The sequence below is a fragment of the Pseudomonas sp. 58(2021) genome, assembly GCF_017491585.1.
In the GTDB taxonomy this organism is placed as follows: domain Bacteria; phylum Pseudomonadota; class Gammaproteobacteria; order Pseudomonadales; family Pseudomonadaceae; genus Aquipseudomonas; species Aquipseudomonas fluorescens_BT.
The window spans coordinates 82,583-97,270 of the sequence record NZ_JAFGYZ010000020.1; the positions used below are offsets into that span (position 1 = coordinate 82,583).

Sequence of the window (14,688 nt, forward strand, 5' to 3'; positions counted from 1 at the left end):
CATGCTGGATAGACTGCTGGCCCTGCTGGTTCTGGCGATTGTCCTCGGCGTACCGCTGGGGCTGATCTTCCTGGTCACCGGGCAGTTCCTGATGGACTTTGTGTTCTTCTACCCGCTGTTCATGTCCGGGTTGTGGATTTCCGGTGGCCTGTACTTCTGGCTGCACTGGGAACGGCACTGGCCTTGGAAAGACGACACCCTGCCGCCACCGCTGGAAGGCGAACCGCTGATTTCGATCCTGATCCCTTGCTACAACGAGGGCGACAACGCGGCCGACACCATTCACGCGGCGCTGGCGCAGCATTACCCGAACATCGAAGTTATCGCGATCAACGACGGTTCCAAGGACAACACCGCGCAAGTGCTGGATGCGCTGGCCAAGGAAGATCCACGGCTGCGCGTGCTGCACCTGGCGGAAAACCAGGGCAAGGCCGTGGCACTGCGCATGGGCGCCATCGCGGCGCGCAGCGAATATCTGGTGTGCATCGACGGTGATGCGTTGCTGGCGCCGAACACTGCCGCTTATCTCGTGGCACCGATGCTCGACAACGCACGACTGGGCGCGGTGACCGGCAACCCGCGGATCCGCACCCGTTCGACCCTGGTCGGGCGGGTTCAGGTGGGCGAGTTTTCGTCGATCATCGGGCTGATCAAACGCACCCAGCGGGTGTTCGGGCGGATCTTCACCGTGTCGGGTGTGATCGTCGCGTTCCGCCGTACGGCGCTGAACCGGGTCGGCTATTGGAGCCCGGACATGATCACCGAAGACATCGACATCAGCTGGAAGCTGCAACTGGACCACTGGAGCATCTTCTACGAGCCCCGCGCCCTGTGCTGGATCCTGATGCCGGAAACCCTGCGCGGTCTGTGGAAGCAGCGCCTGCGCTGGGCCCAGGGCGGCGCCGAGGTGTTGTTCAAGAATATTCGCGGGATCTGGCAGTACCGTCACCGTTACCTGTGGCCACTGTTGTTCGAATACTGCCTGTCGACCGGTTGGGCATTCACCTTCCTGTTGTCGGTCATCTTCTGGGGCGTCGGCAAGTTCGTGGCCATGCCCGAAGCGATTGCGGTGGACCACCTGATGCCACCGGCATTTACCGGGCTGTTGCTGGCCTTCGTCTGCCTGGTGCAGTTCGCGGTCAGTATCGTGATCGACCGACGCTACGAGCCGGGTCTGGGCAGAACCATGTTCTGGGTGGTCTGGTATCCGTTGGTGTTCTGGTTCATCAGTCTGCTGACCACGCTGGTCAGCTTTCCGAAGGTGCTGTTCGGCCAGCATCAGAAGCGTGCGCGCTGGGTCAGCCCGGACCGGGGCATCAAACCGGCGGGCGACGACGAAGAGGAGATCATCAAATGAAAATCATCCGGACCCGCCAGCGGCCATTTCTGGTGGTGATCGATGTGATCCTCACCGTGCTGGCCTGGGTCGGCCTGCTGTATCTGCTGGTGCGCGGGCTGTGGCCGCTGATCGAAACCCATGCCGGTGGCCCGCGCATCGACCATTCGGCGTTCGAAGCCCTTGGCACCTTGCAGATCTATCTGTGGGTGGCGCTGGTCAACGCCGTCATCCTGATTTCCTGGGCCCGCTATCAACAACGCAAAAGCCGCAGTTTCGCCCAGCGCCGGCTAGCTGCCCCGGTGGTCGACGATGACGGTCTGAGCAAAAGCTTCAAGCTGTGCGATGACCGCCTGCAGAAGCTGCGCAGCCCTGGCGTCATCACCATCCACAACAATCAGGACGGTGACGTCAGCCACGTGGTGCCGCACCTGTGGCCGGTGGAGCCAGCCGAACTGCCGCCACCGCTGGCTCCACTGGAGCACCCACGGGTGATCTTTCTGCACGCCGAGGACGACGATAACCGCGAGCCATCGAACCGGCTCAACTGACCGCGCGAATCAGCCGCCATGCCTCTTCCATGGGCAGCGGCTGTTTCATGCGTTCGGCCAGCAACGCCATTGCGCGCTCCTGCTCGCACGCCACCGCAGCCACCACCAGGCCGTTGGCGCCGAAGAGTCCGATGAAGGGCGGCTGTTCGGGGTCGCCCATGAATTCGATGGCGTCCCACTGCCCGGCGTGGCCGAGATAGTCGTAGTTGCGGCCAAAGTGCCAGGTCCAGAAATACGGCACGTCGAGGTAATGCTCGTCGGCGCCGAGCATGTTGGCGGCGGCGATCCGCGCGTGTTGCTGGGCCAGGCGCCAGTGCTCGATGCGCCGCGGCTGGCCGTTCAACGGGAACGTGGCGATATCGCCGATGGCCCACAGGTTGTCGGTGACGCCCATACCGGCATCGACTCGAATCGATTGGTCATTCTCCAGTGGCAATGATGCGAACGCCTCGGTTGCCGGGCGCACACCAATTCCCGCCAGCACCAGATCCGCCGAAAGACGCAGGCCATTATCGAGTAGCACCGCCTCGACCTTGCCGTCACCGGTGATCTCCCTGGCTGGGTGATCGACGATGAATTTCACCCCGTTCTCTTCGTGGAGGGCGCGGATTGCCTTGCCCACGGCTTCACCGAACTGTGTCACGAAGGGAATGGCGTGGCGCGCCAGCACCGTGACGTCGAGACTGTGCTGGCGCAGCGCCGAAGCACATTCGAGGGCGATGAAACTGTCACCGATGATGACGGCACGCTGTCCCGGCCGTGCAATTTTCATGATCTGTTCGGCGTGGGCCCTGGAACGCAGGACAAACACCTGCGGCAGGTCGGCACCGGGCAGCTCCAGAGCATTGGGCGTCGCTCCGGTAGCGAGTACGGCGGCGCTGTAGTTCAGCGTCCGGCCATCGGCAAGATGCAGGGTGCAGGTCTGGGCATCGAGCGCGATGACTGTGCCAGACACGCGATTGACGTGTTGTTCGCGGTAGAAGTCATCATCGCGCAAGGGCGGGATTTGCTGTGGCGGTGTTTCTCCCGACAGGACAAATTTGCTCAATACCGTGCGGTCGTAGCCGGCGTCCGGTTCGCGGTCGATCATCACGATCTGTCCGCCAAAGCCTTTCTCCCGCAGAGCGACGGCGCACGCCGTTCCTGCAGCGCCGGAACCGACAATGACAAAGCTTCGCTGATCGTCCAGCCCGGGGACATGGGCATCCGGCAGTGGTTGATCATCAACCCAGACTTCATCACCACGCAGTTCCAACGGATACCGCTTGAGGCTGTCCAGGGCCGGTGGCTCGCACAGGGCGCCGTCCTCTGCGCGAAAGGCAGCCTTGTGCCAGGGACAGATCAGTCGCCCATGACACAAGGCGCCTTCCGCCAGCGGCGCCCCGGCATGCGGGCATTCGCCCTGAAAGGCGCGCAACTGGCCGGCGACGCGCAGCAGGACAATCTTGCAGTCGCCGATCTGTACTTCAAGGCCACGGTCTTGCGCAACATCGGCGAAACGGGCGACACGGTGCAGGGACATGGTCGTGCTCCATGGGGTGTTTCTCATACGAGTTTGGCCCGGATCGCGAGGTTCATCCATTTCCCACTGCCACGGCACGAACGGTACGGCTATAGTTTGCAGGCCGACGAAGGCCCAACTGCACAAGGTGCTCCCGGATGACCCGATTGACCTCTCTCAACCCTTGGCTGGCGGCCGTTGCCGTCGCCCTTTGCGTGCAGTTCCCGGCGCAGGCCCAGGAGCGCTTCACTCTCAGCATTCCCGGTGTTTCGGACAATCGACTGTTCACCGCAGCGGCGGCCAGCGATGCCGCCGGTTGCGGCGGCAAGAACCTGTCCCCGGCGCTGAGCTGGAACGCCGGCCCCGCCGCGACCCAGAGCTATGCCATCGTGATGCACGATCCGGACGGCCAGAAAGGCATGGGCGTCGATCACTGGGTTCACTACGGCATCAAGGCCACGACCCGGCAGATCCCGGCCGGCAGTGGCACCAGGCCGACCTTCGAAGGCCTGGGCGGTACCAACAGCAAAGGCACGACCACCTATGTCGGCCCCTGCCCGCCGACCGGCGACAGCGCCCACCACTACATCATCCAGATCTACGCCCTGGACCTGGCCCCCGACGCCTTGCCGGCCGGTCTGACCCGCGCCCAGTTGCTGGAAAAGATCAAAGGCCATGTGCTGCGCAACAGCAGTGCGGTACGGCGTTATCACCGCTGAAAAAATATTCGGCGGCGTTTAACCCGAACTGAAAGGGCTGCCCGTCTCAGAGGTTGAATGATCAATTCTTCCTCGAGGTCAGCCCCCATGTTCCTTCCTTCGACGCTTCTGCGACCCCTGGCTGCCGCTGTGCTGTTGGCCGTCGCCGGTTGCGGTGTTTCCTCCGGTCCGGAATCGGTCGCCGTACCGCCACCGGCACAGCCCGAATCCAGCCCTGCGGTACAGCACGAAGCGGTCGTGGCCGATCGCGCGATGGCCAAACGCAGCGTGCTTGCGGCGCCGATGGCCAGTTTTGCTCCGATGCCGGCTGGAGAAAGTTATCCACAGGGCTATCGCGCCGAGCAGCGCGAACAGTATGCCCACCTGGCCGATAACCCGATCCACAGCGTTGCCGAAACACCCGTCTCGACCTTCAGTGCCGATGTGGATACCGGCGCCTACGCCAACGTTCGCCGTCTGCTCAATCAGGGACGCCTGCCGCCGGAGGGTGCGGTGCGGCTGGAGGAGATGGTCAATTATTTTCCCTACGACTACGCGCTGCCCGCCGACGGCTCGCCTTTTGGCGTGACCACGGAGCTGGCGGCCACCCCGTGGAATCCGCACACTCGTTTGCTGCGCATCGGCATCAAGGCATCTGACCGCTCGGTGGTGGAGCTGGCGCCGGCCAACCTGGTGTTTCTGGTGGACGTGTCCGGTTCGATGGATCGCCGTGAAGGGCTGCCGCTGGTCAAAAGCACTTTGAAACTGCTGGTCGATCAATTGCGCGAGCAGGATCGCGTGTCGCTGGTGGTCTATGCCGGTGAATCGCGGGTGGTGCTGGAGCCGACTTCCGGGCGGGAAAAGGCGAAAATTCGCACCGCCATCGAGCAGTTGACCGCAGGAGGTTCGACCGCTGGTGCTTCCGGCATCGAACTGGCCTACCAGATGGCGCAACAGGCGTTCATCCCCAAAGGTATCAACCGCATCCTGCTGGCCACCGACGGTGACTTCAACGTCGGTGTCAGCGACTTCGACAGTCTCAAGCTGATGGCTGTGGATAAACGCAAGACCGGTATTTCCCTGACCACCCTGGGTTTCGGTGTGGATAACTACAATGAACACTTGATGGAGCAACTGGCGGATGCCGGTGATGGCAACTACGCCTACATCGACAACCTGCGCGAGGCGCGCAAGGTGTTGGTGGATCAGTTGGGTTCGACCCTTGCCGTGGTGGCGAAAAACGTCAAATTGCAGGTGGAATTCAACCCGGCGCAGGTCAGCGAATACCGGCTGCTTGGCTACGAAAATCGCGCGCTCAAGCGTGAGGATTTCAGCAATGACAAGGTCGATGCCGGTGAAATCGGTGCAGGGCACACGGTGACGGCGCTGTATGAAATTGTCCCCGCAGGCGAGGAGGGCTGGCTGGAGCCGCTGCGCTACGGTAAGTCGGAGCCGGCTGTTTCCGGGAAGAACGGAGAATTGGCGATGTTGCGTGTGCGATACCAAAAGCCGGAAGGTGGGAAAAGTCTGCTGATCGAGCGGCCGATTGCCAGTCAGGTTGCGCCCGCCAGCGAAGACCTGCGTTTTGCTGCCGCCGTCGCGGCGTTCTCCCAGCAACTCAAGGACGGTCGCTACACCGGCGATTTCAGCTTGAAGGACACCGAAGCCCTGGCCCGAGGTGCCCGTGGCGATGACCGTTTCGGCCTGCGCAACGAATTCGTGCAACTGGTGGAGCTGGCGCAAAGTCTGCGGACTTCGACCGCCTCCAATGCGTTGCCGACCGAGCGACGGATTGAATAGTGAGTCGCCTGAAGGGGTTCATCAGCCAGCTGTTTGCCAGCGCAGACAGCCTTGAGGCCAGCAGCGACGAATCGCTGCTGGCCCGATATCGCGAGGGCGAGGGCAAGGCGTTCGAAATCCTGTATGCCCGTCATCGCCAGGGCCTGTACCGGTTTCTGCTCGGGTTGAGCGGCAAGCCGGAGCTGGCCGAAGAGGTGTATCAGGAAACCTGGCTGAGCCTGATCCGCAGCAGCAGTCAGCCACAAGGCCGGGCGACTTTTCGTACCTGGTTGTTCCAGATTGCCCGCAATCGCCTGATCGACCACTGGCGCAAGCACGGCGCCCATCAGCCGTTGCATGACAGCTACGACGAGCAGACTCATGCGGTCAGCGATGAGGCGAGCGACCCCGAACAACTGCTCAGCCTCAGCCGCGACAATCAGCGCCTGGACAGCGCCCTGCAAACCCTGCCTGCCGACCAGCGCGAAGTGTTCCTGCTGCGCGCCCACGGCGACCTCGATCTGGCACAAATCGCCAGCCTCACCGAAACACCGCTGGAAACCGTCAAGAGCCGCTTGCGCTACGCCCAGCAAAAACTGCGTCGGCTGCTGGCCGAGGAGGTACTGACATGACGGACGCCCGCCAGACACCCGAAGAGCAACTGCTCAAGCATTACCGCGAGCAACAGAACGGCGAGCCGCCGGGAAATCTCGACGCGCTGATTCTTGGCGCCGCCCATCGCCAGGCCTCTGCAGCGAAATCCAGCCCGTGGCAGCGCTGGCTCAAGGCCTGCCAGACACCGCGTTACCAGGTGGCCTTCGCCAGTCTGGTGGGCATCGCGCTGGTGCTGTCGCTGGTACAGCGTGCCCCGGAACCTGTGGCCCATTACGATTTCGCCCCTGCTGCCAAACCAGCCGCACCGCTGGCCCGCAAGGAGGCCATCGAGTCCCGGACATTGTCAGCCCCAACGGGCGCGCTGTCGGAATCTGCACCTGCACCTGCTCCGATGACGGAAATGGCCGCACCGATGCAAAGTGAGTCGATCAGCGCTGACAGGGCAGACGAAGCCAAAGCCAGCAAACGCGCTGCCGCCCCGGCCAATGGCCTTGACGAGCAACTGCGCGAAGTCCTGCGTCTGCGCGAATCCGGTCAATCGCAAGCGGCCGATGCCCTGTTCAATAACCTGCACAAACGCTACCCGGACGTGAACCTCGACATCCGACTCGAACAAATTCGCCAGAAGTGACCGATTGATGACCCAGCCATTTGGCATTGCCCCGCAAAAACGCGCACTATCGGGGCATTGCCGATGCGCTGGAGGATGCCGTGGCCCAAAAAATCGACCGCATCGCCCAAATGCTCAACTGCCCGGTGAAGGGTGAGGAACTGCGGCGAGCCGTGACCGAGAGTCGTAAGGAGTTTCTTCTGGCGAAGCAGGCAGAAGAGGATCTGCAGGAGGACGTTCTTGATGATGAGTGGATCGAGGACGAAGAAGACGATGAAGAATACGACGAGTTTGACTGGACGACGGAGTGATTCGCCAACCAGCATCCACAAAAAAGCCTCAGACCTTTCGGCCTGAGGCTTTTTCGTTTCTGTTCATGGCGCACCAGGCGGGATTCGAACCCACGACCCCTGCCTTCGGAGGGCAGTACTCTATCCAGCTGAGCTACTGGTGCAGCGGGCGACATCATACCTAGGTCGGCTCGGGGCGTCCATGCCGGGTTTTGGCGTGGTTTGTCAGTGCAAGTGTCGGTTGGAAAACCCTGCATTCCATAAAGCTGTAACGTCCTGCAAAAGGCTCGCTTGGCGCTTTGGAGAGGCTGTTCTATGGTTTCCCTGCGATCGGGGCTGGTTGTACGTTGATCCGAAATGTTCAGCAATTACGGCGTTTTTGTTCTTTTTTTCGAACGACCTATTGTCCTTTAACCCCTTTGATCCTAGGATCCGTTTGAGATTTCAAACGCTCTTTGATCGGGTGCCGAGCCGCACGTGTTTGCAACCGTGCACTATTCAGGTGCTTGAGCCCGGTGAATGATTTCCCTGACGGCAGCCTTGCGAGGCGCCTTTCTACAATCATAATTTTGCTCCGCGCTGGCCGCGGTGCTGTTAAGGAAAGCCGACATGCAGCTTAAAGACACCCAGTTGTTCCGCCAGCAAGCCTTTATCGATGGCGCTTGGGTCGACGCGGACAGCGGTCAGACGATCAAGGTCAACAACCCGGCCACCGGCGAGATTCTGGGCACCGTGCCGAAGATGGGCGCTGCCGAAACCCGCCGCGCGATTGAAGCCGCTGACAAAGCGCTGCCGGCCTGGCGTGCACTGACCGCCAAGGAGCGTGCAGGCAAACTGCGTCGCTGGTTCGAACTGATGATCGAGCACCAGGACGACCTCGCTCGCCTGATGACCCTCGAGCAGGGCAAACCACTGGCCGAAGCCAAGGGCGAAATCGTTTACGCCGCTTCGTTCATCGAGTGGTTCGCCGAAGAAGCCAAACGCATTTACGGCGACGTGATTCCGGGCCACCAGCCTGACAAGCGCCTGATCGTGATCAAGCAACCGATCGGCGTGACCGCCGCCATCACCCCGTGGAACTTCCCGGCGGCGATGATCACCCGTAAAGCGGGTCCGGCCCTGGCCGCCGGTTGCACCATGGTGCTCAAGCCGGCTTCGCAAACCCCGTTCTCCGCTTTCGCCCTGGCCGAACTGGCCCAGCGCGCCGGCATCCCCAAAGGTGTGTTCAGCGTGGTGTCCGGCAGCGCCGGCGACATCGGCAGCGAACTGACCAGCAACCCGATCGTGCGCAAACTGTCCTTCACCGGTTCGACCGAAATCGGCCGTCAGCTGATGTCGGAATGCGCCAAGGACATCAAGAAAGTTTCCCTGGAACTGGGCGGCAACGCGCCATTCATCGTGTTCGACGATGCGGACCTGGATAAGGCCGTCGAAGGCGCGATCATTTCCAAGTACCGCAACAACGGCCAGACCTGCGTCTGCGCCAACCGTCTGTACATTCAGGATTCGGTCTACGACGCGTTCGCCGAGAAGCTGAAAGCGGCCGTCGCCAAACTGAAGATCGGCAACGGTCTGGAAGAGGGCACCACCACGGGTCCGCTGATCGACGAGAAAGCTGTGGCCAAGGTGCAAGAGCATATCGCTGACGCCGTGGCCAAAGGTGCCACCGTGCTGGCCGGCGGCAAGCCGATGGAAGGCAACTTCTTCGAGCCGACCATCCTGACCAACGTGCCGAAAGACGCGGCTGTGGCCAAGGAAGAAACCTTCGGTCCGCTGGCGCCGCTGTTCCGCTTCAAAGACGAGGCCGAAGTGATCGCGATGTCGAACGACACCGAATTCGGCCTGGCTTCCTACTTCTACGCTCGCGACCTGGGCCGTGTGTTCCGTGTGGCTGAAGCGCTGGAATACGGCATGGTCGGCGTCAACACCGGGCTGATCTCCAACGAAGTCGCACCGTTCGGCGGGATCAAGGCCTCGGGCCTGGGCCGTGAAGGCTCCAAGTACGGCATCGAAGATTACCTGGAAATCAAATACCTCTGCCTGGGCATCTAAGCCTCGGTAGAAGATCGCTGTAAACGCAAAGGGCACGAGAGCGCTGTCCCTTTGCGTCGTTTCAAACCGGAATTTTCTCTGCGGCCGGGAACGCCGTGGCAGTCGATCATCGCATGCTGCCACCGCCGATTCCTCCCGCTTTATCCTTGAACCACGCCGCCCGATGAGCGGCGAATGAGGACTGTAATGAGCAAGACTAACGCTGAACTGATGGCCCGTCGTACCGCAGCTGTTCCACGTGGTGTTGGCCAGATTCACCCGATTTTCGCCGAGTCCGCGAAGAACGCGACCGTGACCGACGTTGAAGGTCGCGAGTTCATCGACTTCGCCGGCGGTATCGCTGTACTGAACACCGGCCACGTGCACCCGAAAATCATCGCCGCCGTGACGGAGCAGCTGAACAAGCTGACTCACACCTGCTTCCAGGTTCTGGCTTATGAGCCGTACGTTGAGCTGTGCGAGAAAATCAACGCTCGCGTACCAGGCGACTTCGCCAAGAAAACCCTGCTGGTGACCACCGGTTCCGAAGCCGTTGAAAACGCCGTGAAAATTGCTCGTGCAGCCACTGGCCGCGCTGGCGTGATCGCCTTCACCGGCGCTTACCACGGTCGCACCATGATGACCCTGGGCCTGACCGGTAAAGTCGTGCCTTACTCGGCCGGCATGGGCCTGATGCCAGGCGGCATCTTCCGCGCGCTGTACCCGAACGAACTGCACGGCGTGAGCATCGACGACTCGATCGCTTCCATCGAGCGCATCTTCAAGAACGACGCCGAGCCGAAAGACATCGCCGCGATCATCATCGAGCCTGTACAGGGTGAGGGTGGTTTCTACGTTGCGCCGAAAGAATTCATGAAGCGTCTGCGTGCCCTGTGCGACCAGCACGGCATCCTGCTGATCGCTGACGAAGTGCAGACCGGCGCTGGCCGTACCGGCACCTTCTTTGCCATGGAACAGATGGGCGTTGCCGCCGACCTGACCACCTTCGCCAAATCCATCGCTGGCGGCTTCCCGCTGGCCGGTGTCTGCGGCAAGGCCGAATACATGGATGCCATCGCCCCGGGTGGTCTGGGCGGTACCTATGCCGGTAGCCCGATCGCTTGCGCCGCGGCCCTGGCCGTGATGGAAGTGTTCGAAGAAGAAAAACTGCTGGACCGCTGCAAGGCTGTCGGCGAGCGTCTGGTCACCGGCCTGAAGGCCATCCAGGCCAAATACCCGGCAGTGATCGGTGAAGTGCGTGCCCTGGGCGCGATGATCGCGGTCGAGCTGTTCGAAAACGGCGACAGCCACAAGCCGAACGCTGCGGCAGTGGCATCGGTGGTGGCCAAGGCGCGTGACAAGGGTCTGATCCTGCTGTCCTGCGGCACCTACGGCAACGTTCTGCGCGTTCTGGTTCCGCTGACGGCGCCGGACGAGCAACTGGACAAAGGTCTGGCGATCATCGAAGAGTGCTTCTCGGAGCTGTAAGCCGTAGCACCGTGTAATCGGATCGACAAAAAACCCGCTTCGGCGGGTTTTTTCATGCCCGGGAAACACTTGTGCGGTTTTCAGGTTGTACCGAAACGTCAGCATTGGCTAAGGTTCAAGCATTGCAAGGGAGGGCGCGCATGACGGCCGTCGATTTACCCGCTGTACCCCGAGTGCTGATTGCCGAGGCCGACCCCTGGTCTCGTGACCTGCTCAAACAAGTGTTGCTGAATGTGCGCTGCGATGCGCGGCTGGACCTGTGCGCCGATGGCCAGGAGGCAATGACGCTGCTCAGCGAAGTGCCCTATGACCTGGCGATCGTCGACTGGGAGTTGCCCGGCGTCGATGGCTTGAGCGTGTTGCGCAGCGTTCGCCAGCGCAAACGCAATCCGCCGCTGCCGTTCATTCTGATGAGCAGTCGCAACGACAGCGCCAGCGTGCGCGAAGCCTTGCCGCTGGCGCCGACCGCCTACCTGGCCAAACCCCTTAACATGGAAAGTCTGACCGAGCGTTTGCAGGGACTGCTGCTGAACGCCGGCGAAGAAGTGTTCTGCGAAGTGCCGGCGCTGGCGCCGGGCATGACCCTCTCGGTATTCCTCGAACGTCGCCGCGAGCAGGCCGACGGCGCGCCGTTGATGACCGACGTGCAAGTGGCGGTCAAGCGCAGCCTCAACCCCAACGGGCTGGATCTGAAGCTGCTGGAGGAGGAAATCCGCACCGATCCGCAAATCACCGCCGTGTTGATCGCCGCCGCCAACAGCGCTGCCCAGCACCATGGCGCGCCGGTGCAAACCCTGGCGCAGGCGTTGCATCGTCTGGGTACCGGGCAAAGCATGAACTTGATCCTTGGCCTTGCACTCAAGCGCAGCGCCCGACTCAGCGATCCGTGCCTCGCCGATTACGCCGAGCGTTATTGGGGCCTGTCGCTGCACACCGCCGAGTACGCTCGCACGCTGGCGCGTCTGCTCGATCTGGATCAGGAACGCTGCTACTGCGCCGGGATGCTCCATCGTCTCGGCGATCTGGCGCTGCTGCGTTGTCTGCAGGAGTGGAAGCAGGCCGGCGGCGAGCTGGATGAGCTGGAGGAGGTCGGCGATGCGCTGGCGGAGTTCGGTGCGGCGTATGGCTCGGCGCTACGCACCCGCTGGCGCCTGCCGCTGGAGCTGCGTGAGCTGATTGCCTCGGCCTACCAGCTCGGTGGCGGGGTGTATTCCCGCGAGGCGCTGGTGATGAACATGGCGGCGCAGATGGCCCGGCTGACCGAGCACGAGGGCGTCGAGGAACTGGCGAAGAGCCGTACGGCGCGGTTGCTCAAGATCGGCTTGCCGGAGCTGATGCGGATGCGCAAATAGCGGCTTGATTGCGCATCCGGTCTGGAGTCAGGCGCAAATGATCCGGTTCTTGCCCTGCCGTTTGGCCTCATACATCGCCGTGTCTGCGCGGGCGAACAGGGTGTCGAGGCTTTCGTCATCCGGGGTGAGACTGGTCAGGCCCTGGCTGACGGTAATGCCGAACGTCTGTTCACCGTGATTGAAGCTCAGCCGCTGAATTTCCCGTTGCAGCCGTTCGGCCACCTGCATCGCCATGTCCGGCGCACAGCCCGGGAAAACCGCAGCAAACTCCTCACCGCCAATCCGTCCGAACAGGTCCCCCCGACGCAAGGATGCTCGCCCGCATTCGGCGATCCGTTGCAGCACGTTGTCACCTTCCGGGTGGCCATAAGTGTCGTTGATCACTTTGAAGTCATCGATGTCCAGCAGCAGGAACGCCATTTGCGCGCCTTGCAGACGCGCTTGTTCAAATTCCCGGTGGGCGCATTCGAAGAAGTGTCGACGATTGCTGCTCTGGGTCAGCACGTCGGTAGTGGCCAGCCGTTGCAGCTCGGTTTCCATCTGTTTCTTGTCGGTGATGTCTTCGGCGATGCCGACGATGATCACCGGTTGTCCTGGTTCCTCCTGGCGGTTGATGAAGCACTTGTCGCTTATCCAGCGCACCTGACCGTTGGCGTCGATGATCCGATATTCGCGGTCTTCCACGGCGCCTTTGTGCAGCACTTCGGCGAGGCTGCGTTCAGCATATTCGAGGTCATCGGGGTAGATGCTGTCGCGCCACTGGTTGTAGTCGGCGAGCAGCAGGGCTGCGGAGCGGCCGAAAATCCGCTCATAGGCGGGGCTGACGTACAGCACCTGACGGGTTTCCCAATTGAAGGCCCAAAGCACGGCGTTGACACTGACCAGCAGCGAGCTGAACAGCTGTTCGCGTTCGCTCAGGCGCGCCACTTCGCCCTGGGCGTGCATCAATGCCATCAGGGTCTGTGCGGCCTCTGGCCACTGGGGAAGGGATGAGTCTTTTTGATTGTTGTTGACCATCGACACGGATCTCAAAGGGCGTGCCGGGAAGTCGACAACGGCCACGGGACAGCCCGCCGGGGGTGGCGAAGTGTCTTTGAGATAGGGGATCGCGGGTGAAGTTCCGAAGGGTGCGCCCGGGAGCCGGGCGCACCGATCAACGGCATCAGGCAGGGCGAAGCGAGTAGGTTTTCAACTGATCGGCGAATTCACGCAGGGACTGGATGCCACTGACCTCGGCCTCGTGGACCCATTCCTTGATGGCCGCGAGCATGTCGTGGCCATTTGCGCTGGTCTTGACCCAGATCTGCTGCAGAGCCAGGCGTTTTTCGTAAATGACCTTCAGCGCCTGGCTGTGTTCGAGCATGTTCTGGATGCGCGCGTGATGGCGATCCTCGAGCAGGCTGGTTTCACGGGAGAGCAGACGCTTGGCGCGATGGAACTGGTGGCGTACCGAATGATCGACCTTGGCCAGCTCCTGCTTGACCAGCGGCCCGATCACCAGCTTGCGGTACTGGGCCATGATCTGGAAACGGTTGTTGAGGATCGCCATGGCGGTGTCCATGTCCAGGCTGCCCTTGCCTTCGACGCGGTGGGCGATCGGTGCGACCCGCTGCACCTTGGCCAGACGCAGGAAGCAGAAGACCTTGATCCAGGCCCAGCCGAGGTCGAACTCCCACTTCTTGACCGACAGCTTGGCCGAGTTGGGGTAGGTGTGGTGGTTGTTGTGCAGCTCCTCGCCGCCGATCAGGATGCCCCACGGCACCAGATTGGTCGCGGCATCGCGGCATTCGAAGTTGCGGTAGCCGACGGCGTGACCGAGACCGTTGACCACGCCGGCGGCCCAGACCGGGATCCACATCATCTGGATCGCCCAGATGGTGATGCCGATGGTGCCGAACAGCAGCAGGTCGATGACCGCCATGATTGCGATGCCCAGCAGGCGATAGCGGCTGTAGAGGTTGCGCTCGATCCAGTCTTCCGGGCAGTTCTTGCCATAGATGCGCAGGGTCTCGGGGTTCTGCGCTTCTTCGCGGTACAGCTCGGCCCCTTTGCGCAGTACCGTGGACAGGCCTTTGACGACCGGACTGTGCGGGTCATCTTCGGTTTCGCATTTGGCGTGGTGCTTGCGGTGGATGGCCGTCCACTCGCGGGTGTTCTGCGCCGTGGTCAGCCACAGCCAGAATCGGAAGAAATGCTTCAGCCCGGCATTCAGCTCCAGAGAGCGATGAGCCGAGTAGCGGTGCAAGTAGACCGTGACGGCAACAATCGTCACGTGGGTCATCAGCAGGGTCACGGCGACCAGCGACCAGGCCGACAAGCCAAGAAAACCTTCGTACCACATAGGCTATAGGGCCCTCGATAGAGAAAAAACAGCCGTTGCATTATCACCAAGCACACAGATAAAACCAGTCGCCCTTTCAGATAAGAGATGGCTGGA

At 61.8% G+C, this 14,688-nt stretch carries 13 protein-coding genes and 1 tRNA gene; 10 read left to right on the forward strand and 4 right to left on the reverse strand.

Going from position 1 to position 14,688, the window contains the following annotated elements; genetic code table 11:
- Nucleotide 1 precedes the first annotated feature (1 nt).
- Nucleotides 2–1,357: a poly-beta-1,6-N-acetyl-D-glucosamine synthase gene (gene pgaC, locus J5M72_RS21860; protein WP_207867068.1), complete on the forward strand. Its 1,356-nt coding sequence runs from the start codon at nucleotides 2–4 to the stop codon at nucleotides 1,355–1,357.
- Nucleotides 1,354–1,887: a poly-beta-1,6-N-acetyl-D-glucosamine biosynthesis protein PgaD gene (pgaD, locus tag J5M72_RS21865; protein ID WP_207867069.1), complete on the forward strand. Its 534-nt coding sequence runs from the start codon at nucleotides 1,354–1,356 to the stop codon at nucleotides 1,885–1,887. Before pgaC ends, pgaD begins: the two co-directional genes overlap by 4 nt.
- On the opposite strand, the gene J5M72_RS21870 is transcribed toward pgaD, so the two are convergent.
- Nucleotides 1,880–3,409: an FAD-dependent oxidoreductase gene (locus J5M72_RS21870; protein WP_207867070.1), complete on the reverse strand. Its 1,530-nt coding sequence runs from the start codon at nucleotides 3,407–3,409 to the stop codon at nucleotides 1,880–1,882. The genes pgaD and J5M72_RS21870 overlap by 8 nt on opposite strands.
- 137 nt (nucleotides 3,410–3,546) lie before the next feature.
- Between J5M72_RS21870 and J5M72_RS21875 the strand changes: the two genes are divergently transcribed.
- From J5M72_RS21875 to J5M72_RS21895, 5 genes are all read left to right on the forward strand, one after another.
- On the forward strand, nucleotides 3,547–4,107 hold the full coding sequence (locus J5M72_RS21875) for a YbhB/YbcL family Raf kinase inhibitor-like protein (protein ID WP_207867071.1): 561 nt from the start codon (nucleotides 3,547–3,549) through the stop codon (nucleotides 4,105–4,107).
- 87 nt (nucleotides 4,108–4,194) lie between these two features.
- Nucleotides 4,195–5,886 (forward strand): VWA domain-containing protein, encoded by a 1,692-nt coding sequence (locus J5M72_RS21880; protein ID WP_207867072.1) that lies wholly within the window; start codon nucleotides 4,195–4,197, stop codon nucleotides 5,884–5,886.
- A 29-nt stretch (nucleotides 5,887–5,915) separates the two neighbouring features.
- Nucleotides 5,916–6,497 carry an RNA polymerase sigma factor gene (locus J5M72_RS21885; RefSeq protein ID WP_243433433.1) on the forward strand — a complete coding sequence of 194 codons (582 nt, stop codon included), beginning with the start codon at nucleotides 5,916–5,918 and terminating at the stop codon, nucleotides 6,495–6,497.
- A complete protein-coding gene (locus J5M72_RS21890; RefSeq protein WP_207867073.1) occupies nucleotides 6,494–7,111 on the forward strand; it encodes a hypothetical protein in 618 nt (205 codons plus the stop codon). Before J5M72_RS21885 ends, J5M72_RS21890 begins: the two co-directional genes overlap by 4 nt.
- A 20-nt stretch (nucleotides 7,112–7,131) precedes the next feature.
- Nucleotides 7,132–7,401 carry a hypothetical protein gene (locus J5M72_RS21895; protein WP_243433429.1) on the forward strand — a complete coding sequence of 90 codons (270 nt, stop codon included), beginning with the start codon at nucleotides 7,132–7,134 and terminating at the stop codon, nucleotides 7,399–7,401.
- 66 nt (nucleotides 7,402–7,467) lie between these two features.
- Here J5M72_RS21895 and J5M72_RS21900 read toward each other — a convergent pair.
- Nucleotides 7,468–7,544, reverse strand: a tRNA-Arg gene (locus tag J5M72_RS21900).
- Between the two features lie 445 nt (nucleotides 7,545–7,989).
- Between J5M72_RS21900 and gabD the strand changes: the two genes are divergently transcribed.
- The 3 genes from gabD to J5M72_RS21915 all read left to right on the forward strand — a co-directional run bounded on the left by gabD (nucleotide 7,990) and on the right by J5M72_RS21915 (nucleotide 12,251).
- Nucleotides 7,990–9,432: an NADP-dependent succinate-semialdehyde dehydrogenase gene (gene gabD, locus J5M72_RS21905; RefSeq protein ID WP_169428345.1), complete on the forward strand. Its 1,443-nt coding sequence runs from the start codon at nucleotides 7,990–7,992 to the stop codon at nucleotides 9,430–9,432.
- 186 nt (nucleotides 9,433–9,618) lie between these two features.
- Nucleotides 9,619–10,899 (forward strand): 4-aminobutyrate--2-oxoglutarate transaminase, encoded by a 1,281-nt coding sequence (gene gabT / locus J5M72_RS21910; protein WP_207867074.1) that lies wholly within the window; start codon nucleotides 9,619–9,621, stop codon nucleotides 10,897–10,899.
- Nucleotides 10,900–11,039: 140 nt separating this feature from the next.
- A complete protein-coding gene (locus tag J5M72_RS21915) occupies nucleotides 11,040–12,251 on the forward strand; it encodes a response regulator (protein WP_207867075.1) in 1,212 nt (403 codons plus the stop codon).
- A gap of 27 nt (nucleotides 12,252–12,278) precedes the next feature.
- Here J5M72_RS21915 and J5M72_RS21920 read toward each other — a convergent pair whose 3' ends face one another.
- Nucleotides 12,279–13,268 carry a sensor domain-containing diguanylate cyclase gene (locus tag J5M72_RS21920; protein WP_207867076.1) on the reverse strand — a complete coding sequence of 330 codons (990 nt, stop codon included), beginning with the start codon at nucleotides 13,266–13,268 and terminating at the stop codon, nucleotides 12,279–12,281.
- A 145-nt stretch (nucleotides 13,269–13,413) separates the two neighbouring features.
- Complete coding sequence (desA, locus tag J5M72_RS21925) at nucleotides 13,414–14,592, reverse strand: delta-9 fatty acid desaturase DesA (RefSeq protein ID WP_169428349.1); 1,179 nt, start codon at nucleotides 14,590–14,592, stop codon at nucleotides 13,414–13,416.
- Nucleotides 14,593–14,688 lie beyond the last annotated feature (96 nt).